Source organism: Curtobacterium sp. AC272 (genome assembly GCF_979258155.1).
The window spans coordinates 3,371,337-3,386,542 of the sequence record NZ_OZ409838.1 but is presented as its reverse complement, the minus strand read 5'-3'; the positions used below and the strand labels follow the sequence as shown (position 1 = coordinate 3,386,542).

General features: G+C 71.1%; 16 protein-coding genes and 1 pseudogene. 8 read left to right on the top strand and 9 right to left on the bottom strand.

All coding sequences use genetic code 11. The features are described 5' to 3' along the window. Positions 1–73 precede the first annotated feature (73 nt). Positions 74–1,366, top strand: coding sequence for an exodeoxyribonuclease VII large subunit (gene xseA / locus ACZZ0J_RS17485; protein WP_463437861.1), 1,293 nt, complete (start codon positions 74–76; stop codon positions 1,364–1,366). Between the two features lie 25 nt (positions 1,367–1,391). Here xseA and ACZZ0J_RS17480 read toward each other — a convergent pair whose 3' ends face one another. Then, positions 1,392–2,147: an alpha/beta hydrolase gene (locus ACZZ0J_RS17480; RefSeq protein ID WP_463437860.1), complete on the bottom strand. Its 756-nt coding sequence runs from the start codon at positions 2,145–2,147 to the stop codon at positions 1,392–1,394. An 81-nt stretch (positions 2,148–2,228) separates the two neighbouring features. On the opposite strand from ACZZ0J_RS17480, the gene ACZZ0J_RS17475 reads away from it, so the two are divergent. From ACZZ0J_RS17475 to ACZZ0J_RS17460, 4 genes and pseudogenes are all read left to right on the top strand, one after another. Beyond that, on the top strand, positions 2,229–2,474 hold the full coding sequence (locus ACZZ0J_RS17475) for an exodeoxyribonuclease VII small subunit (RefSeq protein WP_111084805.1): 246 nt from the start codon (positions 2,229–2,231) through the stop codon (positions 2,472–2,474). After that, complete coding sequence (locus ACZZ0J_RS17470) at positions 2,471–3,106, top strand: DUF4245 domain-containing protein (protein ID WP_463437859.1); 636 nt, start codon at positions 2,471–2,473, stop codon at positions 3,104–3,106. The genes ACZZ0J_RS17475 and ACZZ0J_RS17470 overlap by 4 nt, the downstream gene beginning before the upstream one ends. 76 nt (positions 3,107–3,182) lie before the next feature. Continuing rightward, the gene (locus ACZZ0J_RS17465; RefSeq protein ID WP_111084807.1) at positions 3,183–3,797 is read left to right on the top strand and encodes a carbonic anhydrase; all 615 of its coding nucleotides are present in this window, start codon (positions 3,183–3,185) and stop codon (positions 3,795–3,797) included. 206 nt (positions 3,798–4,003) lie between these two features. Next, positions 4,004–5,361, top strand: a pseudogene (locus tag ACZZ0J_RS17460) (class II fumarate hydratase). Positions 5,362–5,452: 91 nt separating this feature from the next. Here the strand turns inward: ACZZ0J_RS17460 and ACZZ0J_RS17455 are convergent. The 4 genes from ACZZ0J_RS17455 to ACZZ0J_RS17440 form a co-directional block, all read right to left on the bottom strand. Further along, entirely contained in the window at positions 5,453–6,814 is a 1,362-nt protein-coding gene (locus tag ACZZ0J_RS17455) for a PhoH family protein (protein ID WP_463437858.1), read from the bottom strand. Between the two features lie 381 nt (positions 6,815–7,195). Further along, positions 7,196–8,038, bottom strand: a complete 843-nt coding sequence (locus ACZZ0J_RS17450; protein WP_463437857.1) for an aminotransferase class V-fold PLP-dependent enzyme — start codon at positions 8,036–8,038, stop codon at positions 7,196–7,198. Then, positions 8,035–8,304, bottom strand: coding sequence for a hypothetical protein (locus tag ACZZ0J_RS17445; RefSeq protein WP_463437856.1), 270 nt, complete (start codon positions 8,302–8,304; stop codon positions 8,035–8,037). The genes ACZZ0J_RS17450 and ACZZ0J_RS17445 overlap by 4 nt, the downstream gene beginning before the upstream one ends. A gap of 150 nt (positions 8,305–8,454) precedes the next feature. Beyond that, the gene (locus tag ACZZ0J_RS17440; RefSeq protein WP_173170760.1) at positions 8,455–9,240 is read right to left on the bottom strand and encodes an isoprenyl transferase; all 786 of its coding nucleotides are present in this window, start codon (positions 9,238–9,240) and stop codon (positions 8,455–8,457) included. A 95-nt stretch (positions 9,241–9,335) separates the two neighbouring features. Between ACZZ0J_RS17440 and trhA the strand changes: the two genes are divergently transcribed. After that, positions 9,336–10,043 carry a PAQR family membrane homeostasis protein TrhA gene (trhA, locus tag ACZZ0J_RS17435; protein WP_111084811.1) on the top strand — a complete coding sequence of 236 codons (708 nt, stop codon included), beginning with the start codon at positions 9,336–9,338 and terminating at the stop codon, positions 10,041–10,043. A 124-nt stretch (positions 10,044–10,167) separates the two neighbouring features. On the opposite strand, the gene ACZZ0J_RS17430 is transcribed toward trhA, so the two are convergent. Both ACZZ0J_RS17430 and mca read right to left on the bottom strand, forming a co-directional pair. Continuing rightward, complete coding sequence (locus tag ACZZ0J_RS17430; protein WP_463437854.1) at positions 10,168–10,473, bottom strand: hypothetical protein; 306 nt, start codon at positions 10,471–10,473, stop codon at positions 10,168–10,170. Then, the gene (mca, locus tag ACZZ0J_RS17425; protein ID WP_463437853.1) at positions 10,470–11,255 is read right to left on the bottom strand and encodes a mycothiol conjugate amidase Mca; all 786 of its coding nucleotides are present in this window, start codon (positions 11,253–11,255) and stop codon (positions 10,470–10,472) included. Before mca ends, ACZZ0J_RS17430 begins: the two co-directional genes overlap by 4 nt. Before the next feature lie 127 nt (positions 11,256–11,382). Between mca and ACZZ0J_RS17420 the strand changes: the two genes are divergently transcribed. Together ACZZ0J_RS17420 and greA are read left to right on the top strand one after the other, a co-directional pair. Beyond that, positions 11,383–11,883, top strand: coding sequence for a DUF4307 domain-containing protein (locus ACZZ0J_RS17420; RefSeq protein ID WP_165918729.1), 501 nt, complete (start codon positions 11,383–11,385; stop codon positions 11,881–11,883). A 70-nt stretch (positions 11,884–11,953) separates the two neighbouring features. After that, complete coding sequence (gene greA / locus ACZZ0J_RS17415) at positions 11,954–12,442, top strand: transcription elongation factor GreA (protein WP_111084815.1); 489 nt, start codon at positions 11,954–11,956, stop codon at positions 12,440–12,442. A gap of 146 nt (positions 12,443–12,588) precedes the next feature. On the opposite strand, the gene ilvA is transcribed toward greA, so the two are convergent. Together ilvA and ACZZ0J_RS17405 are read right to left on the bottom strand one after the other, a co-directional pair. After that, positions 12,589–13,848 (bottom strand): threonine ammonia-lyase, encoded by a 1,260-nt coding sequence (gene ilvA, locus ACZZ0J_RS17410; RefSeq protein ID WP_123340649.1) that lies wholly within the window; start codon positions 13,846–13,848, stop codon positions 12,589–12,591. A gap of 62 nt (positions 13,849–13,910) precedes the next feature. Beyond that, positions 13,911–15,161 carry an AI-2E family transporter gene (locus ACZZ0J_RS17405; protein ID WP_463437852.1) on the bottom strand — a complete coding sequence of 417 codons (1,251 nt, stop codon included), beginning with the start codon at positions 15,159–15,161 and terminating at the stop codon, positions 13,911–13,913. Positions 15,162–15,206 lie beyond the last annotated feature (45 nt).

Below are 15,206 nucleotides of genomic sequence, written 5' to 3'. Positions count from 1 at the left end.
GGTGGAGAACCCGCCGCTCGCCCGCTGTCACCGGTGTCGGGCACGATGGACGTCCCGCACGAGAAGGAGCGACATGGCGATCGAACAAGGCCCGCCGACGGCCGACAACCCGTGGCCGGTCGCGCTCCTCGGCGCGAAGCTCCGCGACTGGATCGACCGGCTCGGCACCGCGTGGATCGAGGGCGAGATCACGCAGTGGAACGTCGCCGGCGGCAACGTGTACGGCAAGCTCAAGGACGTCGAGGTCGATGCGACGGTGTCGTTCTCGATCTGGTCGAGCGTGCGGTCCCGGGTACCGGCGGACATCAAGCAGGGCGACCGGGTCGTCGCGGCCGTCAAGCCGAACTACTGGGTCAAGGGCGGCTCGCTGACCATGCAGGTCGTCGAGATGAAGCACGTCGGCCTCGGGGACCTGCTCGAACGGCTCGAACGCCTGCGCCGGACCCTGGGCGAAGAGGGGCTGTTCGACCCCGCACGCAAGAAGCGTCTGCCGTTCCTGCCGCACCGCATCGGCCTGATCACCGGCAAGGACTCCGACGCCGAGAAGGACGTCAAGCGCAACGCGCAGCTCCGGTGGCCGCAGGTCGAGTTCCGCACCGTCCACACCGCGGTGCAGGGCGAGCGCACCGTGGGCGAGGTCACGGCGGCGATCCTCGAACTCGACGCCGACCCGACGGTGGACGTCATCATCATCGCCCGTGGTGGCGGTGACTTCCAGAACCTCCTCGGCTTCAGCGACGAAGGACTCGTCCGCGCAGCAGCAGCGGCGAGCACACCGATCGTGTCGGCCATCGGGCACGAGGCCGACCGTCCCATCCTCGACGAGGTCGCGGACCTCCGTGCCTCCACCCCGACCGACGCCGCCAAGCGCGTCGTGCCCGACGTCGCGGAGGAGCTCGCGAACGTCCGGCAGGCCCGCGCCCGCATCGGCCTGCGGTTGTCGCAGACGCTCGCGGTCGAGGCCGACCGGATCGCCGCCCTCCGGTCACGCCCGGCGCTCGCGTCGACGGCGTGGCTCGTCGACACCCGTGCGGAAGAAGTGGCCCGCGACCTCTCCCGGTCGCGGGAGCTGCTCGATCGTCGGCTGGAGCGGGGCCACTCCGAGGTCGGGCACCTGACCGCCAGGCTCCGTGCGCTGTCGCCGCGCGACACCCTGCGCCGCGGCTACGCGATCGTGCAGCGGGCCGACGGCGGCGTGGTGCGGTCGTCCGACGACCTGACCGGACGGACGCCGGTGCACGTCACGCTCGGCGCGGGGACGGCGACCGGAACGCTCGAGCCGGACGGGCCGGGTCCCGACGGGTCGGGTTCGACCGGGTCCGGTCCCGACGGGTCGGGTTCGACCGGGTCGGGTTCGGCCGCCTGACGCGTCGGGCTCGCCGACGGCCTGGTCACCAGCCGCGGTCGCGCAGCCAGGTCGTCGCCAACGTGCTCCACGCCTCGGCCGGCCCGAGGCCCTCGGCGAGCCCGATGCCGTGCACCCCGCGCTCGAACACGTGCAGGTCGAACGGCACCCCGTGCCGCGCCAGCGCGTGTGCGTAGGACAGCGAGTGCGTCACCGGCACGTGCTCGTCCTCGGCCGTGTGCCACAGGAAGGTCGGCGGGGTCCGGTCGTCGACGAGCAGGTCCGCGTCCACCGCGGACCGCTCGCGGACGCTCGCGCCCGGTCCGAGCAGGTTGTCGGAGCTGCCGACGTGCGGGTGGTCCGTCATCGACGTCACCGGGTAGCAGAGCACCGTCAGGTCGGGTCGGTCGTCGACGTCCGACACGGCGCGCTCGGCCGGCGTCGGTGCGTTCGACACGAGGGCCGCCAGGTGCCCGCCTGCCGACGAACCGATCACGACGATCCGCGGATCGGACGGGAGGCCCGCCCAGCGTCCGGCACGCAGGTCGCGGACGAGCGCTCGGGTCGCCACCACGGCGTCCGGGTGGCGGTGCGGGGCGAGCGGGTACGCGAACACGACCGCGTCGATGCCGATCCCGTTCAGCCAGCGGGCGTACCCCTCACCCTCGTGCGGAGCGTGCATGCCGTACCCGCCGCCGGGCAGGACGACCGCGAGCGAGCGGCGGCCCGGCAGCCCGTCGCGCTCCGCGCTCGGTCCGTCCGGTGCCGGGTACCAGTCCACGCCCTCGGGGAGATCCGTCATGGCGCGACCCTACCGGTCGGTGTTCTCCCCAGGCGCAGCGGACACGTCGGTCAGTCGGTGGACCCTCGGTAGGATCGAGTCGTGCCATCCCAGCAGGAACCCGAGCAGACCGACGTCCAGTCGCTGAGCTACGAAGCAGCCCGCGACGAACTCGTGCGCGTCGTGAGCGAGCTCGAACAGGGCTCCGCGACCCTCGAGCGCTCGCTGTCGCTCTGGGAGCGCGGCGAGGCCCTGGCCGCCCGGTGCGAAGAGTGGCTCGTCGGTGCCCGGGCCCGGCTCGACGCGGCCCGCGCGGCCAGCAGCGCCGAGGACGGCTCCGCCCGATGACCGACGCGAACGGTCGCCCGATCGTCGCCGAGCTCGGCCGACCCGAGACGGCAGAGGAGACCTGGGCACGCAAGGACGCCGCACGGACCGCTCGCCGCCAGCACCAGACGGCCTTCAACCTCGTGATCGCGCTCATCGCGTCGCTGGGCATCGTGCTGTTCCTCGTCGCCGTCGTCGTGCGGCCGAACACCACGGTCGACCGCACCGTCGACTACCAGCAGATCGCGGCCGATGCCCACGTCGGCGACATCACGCTCGCCGCCCCCGACCTGCCGAGCGGCTTCACGTCGAACCGCGCCGACTTCTCCGACAAGACCTCGGACGACGTCGACGTCTGGACCGTCGGGTTCGTGACGCCGGACAAGCAGTACCTCAGCCTGCAGCAGGGCGTGGACGCGAACGGCTCGTGGGTGTCGAACCAGCTCGACCAGCGACCGTCGACCGGCACCCGCGTCATCGACGGCACGAAGTGGACCGTGTACGACCGACGGGCCGAGGGCTCCGACGCTGGCAACCACGCGTACTCGCTCGTGTCGGCGTTCGGCACCAACACGATCGTGCTCTCCGGCACCGCCGACGACTCGTCGTACCGCACCGTGGCCACGGCCGTGACGAAGCAGTTCTCCCAGTAGCGACCGCCGGACGGATCCTGCCGGACACCCCGCAGCCCGACCACTCGACCTGATCCGACCCGATCCGAGGAGCCCCATGCCCGACCGCGCCGCCTCCACCCCGTCCGACGCCCTGCGCCTGCTCGTCGACGGCAACGCCCGCTTCGCCGCCGACAAGCGCCGCATGGGCCGCACGGACCCCGACCGCCGCACCGAGCTCCAGGGGTCGCAGGCGCCGTTCGCGACCGTCCTCGGCTGCTCCGACTCGCGCGTGCCGTTCGAGCACGTGTTCGACGCGGGCATCGGCGACCTCTTCGCCATCCGCAACGCCGGGCAGATCGTCGACGACGTCGTGCTCGGGTCGATCGAGTTCGCGGTCGTCGCACTCGGCACCCCGCTCGTCGTCGTCCTGCGTCACACCCGGTGCGGAGCCGTCGCCGCCGCCCGCTCGGGTGAGCCCGTCCCCGCGCCGCACCTGCAGGCCCTGGTCGACGCCATCGCCCCGAGCGTCGAGAAGGTCCGTGCTACCGACGCCGAGCTCCCGCAGGAAGCGATCGGCGCCGCCCACCTCGAGGCCACGCTCCGTCAGGTGCTCGAGCGCTCCGGTGCCGTCTCCGACGCGATCGCCGAGGGCCGGCTGGCCGTCGTCGGCGCGACCTACGACCTCGGCACGGGCGAGGTCACCATCGACACGGTCGTCGGCAACGCCTGACGGCCCCGCGGCGTCGCACCCGCACGTCCCACATCCGTCGCACCGGTACAGTCGAACGAGACGCCCGGCGCCGGTTCCGTGACCCACGGAGACCTCGTGCGCCGGCGCAGTCCCCCGACGCGACCGCGTCCGGCGAGCACCCCAGGAAGGACCACGACGACGTGACCGACACCACCGAGACCGAGTTCCGCATCGAGCACGACACCATGGGCGAGGTGCGGGTGCCGAAGTCGGCGTTGTACCGCGCCCAGACCCAGCGCGCGGTCGAGAACTTCCCCATCTCGGGCACCGGGCTCGAGTCGGCCCAGATCGTGGCGCTCGCCCGCATCAAGCGCGCCGCGGCCATCGTGAACGGCGAGCTCGGCATCGTCGAGCCCGCCGTCGCCGACGCCATCGCGGGCGCGGCGGACCTGATCATCGGTGGGCAGCACCACGACCAGTTCCCCGTCGACGTGTACCAGACCGGCAGCGGCACCTCGTCGAACATGAACATGAACGAGGTCCTGGCCACGCTGGCCTCGGACATCGGCGGCACCGCGGTGCACCCGAACGACCACGTCAACGCCTCGCAGTCGTCGAACGACGTGTTCCCGACCTCGGTGCACGTCGCCGTGACCGAAGCCCTGCTGCGCTCGCTCGTCCCGGCGCTCGAGCACCTCGCCGAGTCGCTCGAGACCAAGGCCACGTTGTGGGCCGACGCCGTGAAGTCCGGCCGCACGCACCTGATGGACGCCACCCCGGTCACCCTCGGCCAGGAGTTCGGTGGCTACGCACGCCAGATCCGCCTGGGCATCGAGCGGGTCACCGCGACGCTCCCCGCGTCGCCGAGGTCCTGCTCGGCGGCACCGCCGTCGGCACCGGCATCAACACCCCGAAGGGCTTCCCGCAGCGGGTGATCGCCCAGCTCGCGAGCGACACCGACCTGCCGATCACCGAGGCCGTCGACCACTTCGAGGCCCAGGGCGCGCGCGACGCCCTGGTCGAGGCCTCCGGGGCGCTCAAGGTGCTCGCGGTCAGCCTGACGAAGATCAACAACGACCTGCGCTGGATGGGGTCCGGCCCGAACACCGGGCTCGGCGAACTGCACATCCCCGACCTGCAGCCGGGCTCGTCGATCATGCCCGGCAAGGTCAACCCGGTCATCCCCGAGGCCACCCTGATGGTGGGCGCGCGGGTCATCGGCAACGACGCCACCATCGCCTGGGCGGGTGCGTCCGGCGCGTTCGAGCTCAACGTCGCGATCCCGGTCATGGGGACGGCGCTGCTCGAGTCGATCCGCCTGCTGGCGAACAGCTCACGGGTGCTGGCCGACAAGACCATCGACGGGCTGCAGGCGAACCTCGAGCGGGCCCGGGCGTTCGCCGAGTCGTCGCCGTCGATCGTCACCCCGCTCAACCGGGTCATCGGCTACGAGGCCGCGGCGAAGGTCGCGAAGTACGCTGTCGCCGAGGGGATCACCGTCCGCCAGGCCGTCGTGGCGCTCGGCCACGTCGAGCGTGGCGAGGTCACCGAGGAGCAGCTCGACGCGGCACTGGACGTCCTGTCCATGACCCACCCGAACTGAGCCGCTGCCGCGGGCAAGTTCGCGGTGAGCGACAGTTCTCGCGCCGCTGAGCGCGAGAACTGTCGCTCAAGCCGAGTCTCGGCCGAGGGACCTACACCAGGTCGGGCGAGTCCAGCAGGTCCGTCACGAGGGCGGCGATCGCGGAGCGCTCCGACCGCGTCAGCGTGACGTGGGCGAACAGCGGGTGGCCCTTGAGCCGCTCGATGACGCTCGCGATGCCGTCGTGCCGTCCGACCCGCAGGTCGTCGCGCTGCGCGACGTCGTGGGTGAGCACCACGCGGGAGTTCTGCCCGATGCGGGAGAGCATCGTGAGCAGCACGTTCCGTTCGAGTGACTGGGCCTCGTCCACGATCACGAACGCGTCGTGCAGGGACCGACCGCGGATGTGCGTGAGCGGCAGGACCTCGATCAAGCCGCGTTCGACGACCTCGTCGAGGACGTTGTCGGACACCACCGACCCGAGGGTGTCGTAGACCGCCTGCGCCCACGGGTTCATCTTCTCGCCGGCGTCACCGGGCAGGAACCCGAGGTCCTGGCCGCCCACGGCGTACAGCGGCCGGAACACCATGATCTTCTTGTGCTGCTGCCGCTCGAGGACCGCTTCGAGCCCGGCGCACAGGGCCAACGCGGACTTGCCCGTGCCGGCGCTGCCGCCCAGGGAGACGATGCCGATCTCGGAGTCGAGCAGGGCGTCGATCGCGAGCCGCTGCTCGGCAGACCGGCCGCGCAGCCCGAAGACCTCGCGGTCGCCACGGACCAGGGCGACGGAACCGGCGGTGTGCACACGGCCGAGGGCCGAACCGCGCTCGGAGTGGATGACGACTCCGGTGTTGACCGGCACGCCGTCGAGCTGGACGGAGCGGATCTCCTCCTTCTCGTACAGGTCGGCCATCTGCTCGCCGGACACCTGCAGGTCGGCGATGCCCGTGTAGCCGGAGTCGACCGCGAGCTCGGCACGGTACTCCTCTGCCGCCATCCCGATCGACGACGCCTTGACGCGCAGGGGCAGGTCCTTCGACACGACGACCACGTCGAGCCCGTCGTTCTGCAGGTTCGAGGCGACGGCGAGGATCCGGGAGTCGTTGTCGCCGAGCTGCAGCCCGGACGGCAGGACGGATTGGTTGGAGTGGTTCAGCTCGACCCGGAAGGAACCGCCGTCACCGAGCGCGATCGGGAAGTCGAGCCGTTCGTGTTCGATGCGCATCTCGTCCAGCAGCCGCAGGGCCTGCCGTGCGAAGTACCCGATCTCCGGGTCGTTGCGCTTCGACTCGAGTTCGCTGACGACCACCACGGGCAGGACCACCGCGTGCTCGGCGAAGCGGAACAACGCCCGCGGATCGCTGAGGAGCACCGATGTGTCGAGCACGTACGTGCGCTGGGCGACCGACGTGGACGAGTCCGCGGTGGGCTGGTGCTGGGTTCCGCGAGAGACGTTCTGAGAGGTCACGACCACTCCATCCCCGGGCCGCGAGCAGCCCGGTCCATGTCCTCGAACGCGGCCGTGGAGCGGGTCCCGAAGCACCGACTGTGGCCGCTTCGATCGGGCGCGGTGCCCGATGGGGACAACGTACGTCCGCCCTCCGACACCCCGCCAGCGACACGCGGTTCCCGGCGTTACGGTCACGTGAACAACGTGACACCGGCAGTCGACGCGGCAGGATGCCGGACGGGAGGCCCGTGGCGGCGCCGCCACGGGCCTCCCGTCCGCCATGGTGCAAGCCGAGACTCGGCGACGCTGACCCGAGACTCGCGGTGAGCGACAGTTCTCGCGCTCTGCGGTGCGAGAACTGTCGCTCAGACCGAGACTCGGCGCGGCGGGCGCGGCGGGCGCGCGCTACTGCAGGGTGGCGTACGAGACGCAGGCGTCCCGGAACATGTCCAGCGTCTCGTCCGTGGTCGACGCGAACACCGACACCCGCGCGACGCCGAGCCGCGTCGTCGCCGTCACGCCGTGGTTGTGCAGCGCCGCGGACAGCGCGGTCAGGCGCCCCTCGGCCGGCCGCAGCACGACGATGCCGGCGCGCTCGCGCGGGTCACGGCTGGACTCGACCTCGAGCCCGAACTCGTCCGCGATCGCGAACACGCGCTCGACGCGCTCGGTGACGCGCTCCTGCACGGCGGCGACACCGACGGCGGTCAGCCGGTCCAGTGACACCGCGAGGCGCGCCTGCGCGATGGGGTCGATGCGGGTCATCTGGTACCCGGCGGCACCCGGGCGGACGGCGGGGACGTCCGCGGGCCAGCCGGTGGTGCCGTGCGGGCCGGACAGGGCCGGACGCAGGCGGTTCAGGGCACGGTCGCTGAAGGCGGTGAAGCCCGTGCCCCAGCCGGCGTGCAGCCACTTCTGGCCGCCGGTCGCGACGACGTCCGCGATCTCGTAGGGGGCATCGACGACCCCGAAGCCCTGGATCGCGTCGAGGATCAGCAGGCGGTCGCCGATGACCTCGCGGATGCCGGCGAGGTCGGCCAGGTAGCCGGTGCGCCAGTCGACCAGCGACACCGCCACGGCCGTCACGTCGTCGGTCAGGCGCTCCTGGATGAGCGAGGGGGTCATCCAGCCGGCACCGGACTCGATGACGACGGGCTGGACGCGGCCGCCGGTCGCCGAGGCGGCACTCGCCAGCGCGAGCGGCAGCGAGGGGTACTCGTCGGCCGACACCAGCACGCCGCCGGTCACGCCGAAGGCGGTGTGCAGCAGACCGGGGTCGTCGCGGTCTGCGAGACGACCTGGTCCTCGCGGCGACCGACCAAGCGGGCGGCGACCGTTCTGACGCGGGCGTCCTGCTCGTCGAGGGTCTCCATGGCGCCGAAGCGCATGTGCTCCTGGATCGTGCCGAGCACGCGCTGCTCCTCGAGCACGGCGGTCTGCACGGGGCCGAACGCAGCGTGGTCGAGGTAGCCGGGGTCCTCGGAGAAGCCGGCGGCGTACTCGTCGATGTTCACAGGGTGCACCTTTCACAGTGTCGAACCCTGAGAGCCTACTGGGACGGGGCTGCCGCGGCCGACGCGACGCGGGACGTGGCCACTCCGTGCGCGGTGTGGGCCGCGTCCGCCGGGTCAGCCTGGTCAGCCGCCTCAGCCGCCTCAGCCGCCTCAGCCGCCGAAGCGTCGCGACCGCAGCCCGAAGTCGCGGACGGCACGCAGGAAGTCGACCTCGCGCAGGTCGGGGTAGAGCGCCTCGACGAAGTAGAACTCGCTGTGCGCGCTCTGCCAGAGCATGAAGTCGGACAGCCGCTGCTCGCCCGAGGTCCGGATCACCAGGTCGGGGTCTGGCTGTCCCTGCGTGTACAGGTGGTCGCCGATGAGCTCGGGGGTCAGGACCTCGGCCAGGGTGTCGATCGTGCCGCCACCCGCGCCGTGCGACTCCACGATGCTGCGCATGGCGTCGGCGATCTCGCGGCGTCCGCCGTACCCGACGGCCAGGTTGATGTGGAGTCCGGTCCGGCCGGCGGTGCGCTCCTCGGCCTGCGCGAGCGCGGACACGAGCGAATCGGGCAGCCCCTCGTTCGACCCGACGTGCTGGACGCGCCAGTCCGTGGTGTCGGCGAGCACCCCGGCCAGGTCGCCGATGATGCCGACGAGCTCACTGAGTTCCGCTCCGGCACGTCCGGTCAGGTTGTCGGCGGAGAGCAGGTAGAGCGTCACGACCTCGATGCCGAGCTCGTCGCACCAGGTCAGGAACTCCGGGATCTTCGCGGCGCCGGCGCGGTGGCCGTGCGCGGCGGACTCGAGCCCGAGCTGCTTCGCCCACCGACGGTTGCCGTCGACGATCATGGCGACGTGCTTCGGCTTCGCGCTGCCCTCGATCTGGCGGCGGATGCGGCTCTGGTAGGCGCGGTAGAGGATCCCTCGTCCTGCCCATCCCACCCTGCCGGTCACGCACCGAGCGTAGTGCACCGTCGGTCGGAGCGTCCCGAGTGCGGCTCCCCCAGAACTCGTGGCATCCGTTCGGGCGCGGGGCTTACAGTCGGCACATGCAGGACGAGCACGAGACCGCCACCCTCCCCCACGTCCCGTTCACCGAAGAGGCCGCGACGACCACGGAGGACACCCGCCCCGCCTGGCGCGGGTGGATCCACCTCGGTGCGTTCCCGTTCGCCATCGCGATGGGCATCGTCCTCATCGCCCTGGCCGACAGCACCGCGGCGAAGGTCGGAAGCGCGGTGTTCATGGCCACGTCGCTGGCCATGTTCGGGGTCTCCGCGACGTACCACCGGTTCCCGTGGGGGCCGACCGTCAAGGCGGTGCTCAAGCGCATCGACCACACGAACATCCTGCTGCTCATCGCCGGCACCTACACGCCGATCGCGATCTGCGCCCTGCCGCACACCCTGATGGTGGTCGTGCTCTGGGTGATGTGGTCCGGCGCCGCCCTCGGCATCGCGTTCCGGGTGCTGTGGATCAACGCACCCCGGTGGCTGTACGTGCCGATCTACCTGGTGCTCGGGTGCGCGGCGCTCGGGCTGCTGCCGCAGTTCTTCGCGGCGAGCGTCCCGATGACCGTGCTCATCCTGTCCGGCGGCGTCGCCTACATCGTCGGCGCGCTGGTCTACGGCTTCAAGCGGCCGAACCCGGTGCCGACCCAGTTCGGCTTCCACGAGGTGTTCCACGCCCTGACGGTCGTGGCCTTCGGCGCGCAGTGGGTCGGCGTGCTCATCGTCGCCCTGGACCCGGTGCGCTGACGGTCGCACGTTCCTTCCCAGGACGCGCGCGATGCCTGGTCGTTCCGGGCGTACTCACCCGGAACTCTCGACCAGGTACGCCCGTTCGGTCCGGGTACGCCCGGTTCCGTCAGGCGCTAGCGGGTCAACCGCGTTCGGTGTCGTCCCCGACGTCGGCTCGGCCGTCCTCGGCCGCACGCCGCTCCGACTCGTCCGTCGCCGGACCGTCGACCGCGGTGCCGTTCGCTTCCGCCTCGAGGCGCTCGCGGATCTCCGACCGGTAGCGCGTCCGGCGGATGCGCCGGGTCATGTCCACGACCAGGACGATCGTCGCGATCGCCACGAGTGCGATGGCGATGAACCCGACGACACCGGGGGTGACGTTCACGTCCGGCACGATGCTGGGGCTGGGACTGGGGGTGGCGGCGAGTGCCGCCGCGATGGAGCTCACGGGGTCGGTTCCTTGTCGGCAGGGATCCCGGCGAACAGATCGGTCTCCGGGAGCTCGGTCGGCACGCGGGCCTCCACGAGCTGGTAGTCCTCGGTCGGCCACACCGTGGCGAGGAGGTCGTTCGGCCAGTAGAAGAACGCACTGTCCGGTGCCACCTGGCTGGCGTGGGCACGGAGCGCGGCGTCGCGCTGGTCGAAGTACTCGTGCACGTCGACGTGCGTGGTCGCGAGGTCGGGCCGGTCGGCGAACCGCTCGACCCACTCGCGCAGCTGCTCGATCGCGGGGCTGTCCGGGTCGCGGTCCTGCAGCGCCTCGAAGATCGTGCGGAAGCGGCGCGGGTTCATCGTGCGCTCGTAGTAGAGCTTCGCGATCGACCACGGTTCGCCGGCCGCGGGGTACGCAGTGGGGTCGGCCGCGGCGCTCCACGCGGCGACGGACACCTCGTGCGTGCGGATGTGGTCGGGGTGCGGGTAGCCGCCGTTCTCGTCGTAGGTGACGAGCACGTGCGGACGGAACCGGCGGATGACCCGGACGAGCGCCTCGGTGCTGTACTCGAGCGGCACGGTCGAGAACGTGCCGGGTCGGACGGTCTCGCCCTTCTCGGCGTCGGGCAGCCCGGAGTCGTGGTAGCCGAGCCACAGGTGGTCGATGCCGAGGGCTGCCTGCGCGGCGGCCATCTCACCGCGGCGGTACCCGGCCATGTCGCGGTGCGCACGGCTCGTCGCGGGCTCGCCGAGCTGGTCGTTGAGGATGTCGCCGGCCTCGCCCCCGGTGCAGGACACGACCAGTACCTCGTGCCCCTCGGCCACGTACTTCGCCGCGGTCGCCGCCCCTTGCTCGACTCGTCGTCGGGGTGGGCGTGGACGGCCAGCAAGCGGTACGGCACGGGACTTCCTCACGTGGGTGAGCGTGGGCGAGCGGAGGACGAGCGGGGACGGGAAGTGCACAGCGACACGTGAACTACCCTGGGATCAGGATAATCACCCCGGGAGCCCCGAACTGTCCGAACAGCACCACACCGCCACCCTCGACGACCGCTACGGCCGCACCCCGGCCCGCGCGCGCCGCAGCAAGGCCGTCGCGATCACCGCCGCCATCGCCGTGGTCGTGGTGTTCGCCGCCTGGGTGATCTGGGCGGGTCTCGACCAGTCCGACCGCGGCCTCACCGACGACGTCGTGGGGTACGAGGTCCTCTCCCAGCACAGCACGGTCGTGCACTCGCAGGTCTCCGTCGATCCGGGCGTCCGGGCGAAGTGCGCCGTCCAGGTCCTCGACAAGAGCTACTCGATCGTGGGCTGGAAGGAGATCACCCTCGCCCCGTCCGAGCAGCGCACCCGCAGTGTCAGCACCGAGGTGACGACCACGACCCGAGGCGTCACCGGCTTGATCCACGACTGCTGGATTCCCTAGACTGTCCTGATTCGCCTCTCGAGACCGACCACTCGGCCGGTCTCGTTTTTCATGGTCGAAGGGACAGAAGATGAGCAACGACACGCAGGTCACCTGGCTGACCCAGGAGGCGCACGACCGTCTCCAGGCGGAGCTCGATGAGCTGAGCGGCGAGGGCCGTGCCGAGATCGCGCGCCGCATCGAGGCCGCTCGCGAAGAGGGCGACCTCAAGGAGAACGGCGGCTACCACGCCGCCAAGGACGAGCAGGGCAAGATCGAGGCGCGCATCCGCGTCCTCACGAACCTCCTCAAGCACGCGACCGTCAGCGAAGCCGTCTTCGACGGCACGGTCGAGCCCGGCACCGTCGTCACCGCGGTCATCGCGGGCGACGAGTCGACGTTCCTGGTCGGCAGCCGCGAGATCGTCGCCGAAGGCTCCGACCTGACGGTCTACAGCCCGGTCAGCCCCGTCGGCGCGGCGATCGTCGGCCTCAAGGCCGGCGACAAGGCCACCTACACGGCTCCGAACGGCAAGGAGATCGCGGTCGAGGTCGTCAAGATCGAGCGCTACGAGCCGTAGGCAGCACCACAGACGGACAGGAGGCCCGGGGCGACACCGCCACGGGCCTCTTGTCCGTCTGTGGGTCGCGTCCACGGCCCCGCTCGCCGGGGCGCACCACAGATGCGACGGGACACGCGTCGAACGACTCGTGGATCGTCACAGGGCTAGTGCTCGAGGAGCTCCGGGCGGAAGCCGACCTCGTGCAGGCGCTGGATGACCTCTTGTGCGTGCTCGGGGCCGCGCGCCTCGATCGACAGGTCGAGGGCCACCTCGTTGATGACCAGGCCCTGTCCGTGGCGGGTGTGCAGGACCTCGACCACGTTCGCGCCGGCGTCCGAGATCACCTGGGCGACCCGGGCGAGCTGGCCAGGACGGTCCGGCAACATGATGCGGATGCCGATGTAGCGCGACGCGGCGACCAGACCGCGGGTGATCACACGCTCCATCATGAGCGGGTCGATGTTGCCGCCGCTCAGCAGCACGACGGTGCGCCCGGTGTCGCGGACGGCGCCGGACATGATCGCGGCGACACCGACGGCTCCGGCGGCCTCGACCACGAGCTTCGCACGCTCGAGCAGCACGAGCAGGGCGCGGGCGGTGTCGTCGTCGGAGACCGTGACGATGTCGTCGACCAGGTCGCGGATGATCGGGAAGTTCAGGTCGCCGGGGCGGGCGACCGCGATGCCGTCGGCGATCGTCGGTGTCGTCGTGATGGTGACGGGCTCGCCGGCGCGGATCGACGACGGGTAGGCAGCGGCGTTCTCGGCCTGCACCCCGATGACCTTGATCGGTCGTCCGAGCCGCTCGGCCATGCCCTTGACGGCGAGGGCGATGCCGGAGATGACCCCGCCGCCGCCGATCGGCACGACGACGGTGTCGACGTCGGGCACCTGGTCGATGATCTCGAGGCCGAGGGTTCCCTGGCCGGCGATGACGGCGGGGTGGTCGAACGGCGGGATGAAGACCGCGCCGGTGTGTGCGGCGAAGTCCTTGGCGGCGCTCAGGGCTTCCTCCACCGAGTGGCCGCGCAGGACGACCTCGGCGCCGTAGTGGCGGGTGGCCTGCAGCTTCGGCAGCGCGACGCCGACCGGGGTGAAGATTGTCGCCGGGATGCCGAGCTCGCGGGCGGCGAGGGCGACGCCCTGGGCGTGGTTGCCGGCACTGGCCGCGACGACGCCCTTGGCGCGCTGTTCCTCGGACAGGGTCGACAGGCGGTTGTAGGCGCCGCGGACCTTGTACGCGCCGGTGCGCTGCAGGTTCTCGCACTTCAGGTGCACCGGTGAACCGAGCACCTCGGCCAGGAACTGCGAGGTCTCCATCGGGGTGACGCGCGCGACGCCCGAGATGGTCTCCCGCGCCGTCTCGATGTCCGCGAGGGTGGGGATCGCGGCGAGCGTGTGCTGGGAGGCGCTGGTGTCGGTCACTCCCCCATCATCGTCGTTCCGGGCGTCCGCGGCGAACCCGTGACACGAGGGATCGTTCAGTGTCAGCCTGCCGTCCCCTTGACCGCGGTCGGCTGCTCGTCGGTGCCCGGCTTCGGGACGTCGCCACGCCGCTTGCGCAGCTTGAGGATCTTGCGCCGGCGCTTGGTCCGGACGTTCTCGTCGTGCGCGTCCTGCTTGGCCTCGCGCACGTGGTCGGAGTCCATCGTCTTCCACCGGCCGCTCGAGATGGTCGTGACCATGGAGTTGACGGTGGCGATGAGCGGGACGGCGAAGAACGCGCCCGCGATGCCGGCGAGACCCGACGCCGCGGTGACCCCGAGGACGACGGCGAGCGGGTGCACCTTGACGGCGCTACCCATGACGAGCGGCTGCAGGATGTGTCCCTCGACCTGCTGCACGACCAGGATCACGCCGAGCATGATGACCGCCGCCACCGGGCCGTTGAAGACCAGGGCGACGAACACCGCCAGGAACCCGGTGACGATCGCACCGACGACCGGGATGAACGACCCGAGGAACACGAAGACCGCGATCGGCACGACGAGCGGCAGCTGCAGGAAGAACGCACCGAGGCCGATGCCGACGGCGTCGACGAACGCGACGAAGATCTGCACCCGGATGAAGCTCGTCAACGTCGTCCAGCCGGCGACCCCGGCGCCGTCGATCGCGCTGCGGGCGTTCTTCGGGAAGAGCCGGACCGTCCAGCGCCAGACGTTCTTGCCGTCGATGAGCAGGAAGATCACCGTGAAGATGACGATGAACAGGCCGGTGAGGATGTGCGTCAGCGACGACCCCGCGCTGGCCACACCGGACAGGATCGAGCCGGAGTTGCTCTGCAGCCAGTCGGTCGCCTGGTTGAGGTAGGAGTTCAGGTCCTTCTGGCTGATCCCGAGCCCGGAGCTGAGCACGAAGTCGCGGATGTTGTCGTACTGCGACAGGGTGCGGTCGCGGAGCGATGGGTACGCGGCGGCGATCTGGTCGACGACGAGCCAGATGAGCGCCCCGACGGCGGCGAGCCCACCGACCAGGCTGACGATCACGGCGAGCCACTTCGGCACGTGGTGGCGCTGCATCCAGTTCGACAGCGGCACCAGGAGCGCGGCGACGACGATGCCGATGAGGAACGGGATGAGGATCTCGCTGAACAGCGTGACGAGGTAGATGACCACCGCGACGACGCCGACCACCACGAGGATGCGCCACGACCACGCACCGGCGATCCGCATGCCGGGCGGCACCGCGTCATCGACGACGACGGGATCCGTGTGCGGTGTCTTCTTTCCCCAGGCCATGGGCCGATCCTAGCGATCCGCACGTCCTCGCGTTCCAGATACGGC

Excerpts from the sequence above, each read along its gene's own strand:
- xseA (WP_463437861.1), top strand. The coding sequence starts at position 74 with ATGGCGATCGAACAAGGCCCGCCGACGGCCGACAACCCGTGGCCGGTC.
- ACZZ0J_RS17480 (WP_463437860.1), bottom strand. The coding sequence starts at position 2,147 with ATGACGGATCTCCCCGAGGGCGTGGACTGGTACCCGGCACCGGACGGA.
- ACZZ0J_RS17470 (WP_463437859.1), top strand. The coding sequence starts at position 2,471 with ATGACCGACGCGAACGGTCGCCCGATCGTCGCCGAGCTCGGCCGACCC.
- ACZZ0J_RS17465 (WP_111084807.1), top strand. The coding sequence starts at position 3,183 with ATGCCCGACCGCGCCGCCTCCACCCCGTCCGACGCCCTGCGCCTGCTC.
- trhA (WP_111084811.1), top strand. The coding sequence starts at position 9,336 with ATGCAGGACGAGCACGAGACCGCCACCCTCCCCCACGTCCCGTTCACC.
- greA (WP_111084815.1), top strand. The coding sequence starts at position 11,954 with ATGAGCAACGACACGCAGGTCACCTGGCTGACCCAGGAGGCGCACGAC.
- ACZZ0J_RS17405 (WP_463437852.1), bottom strand. The coding sequence starts at position 15,161 with ATGGCCTGGGGAAAGAAGACACCGCACACGGATCCCGTCGTCGTCGAT.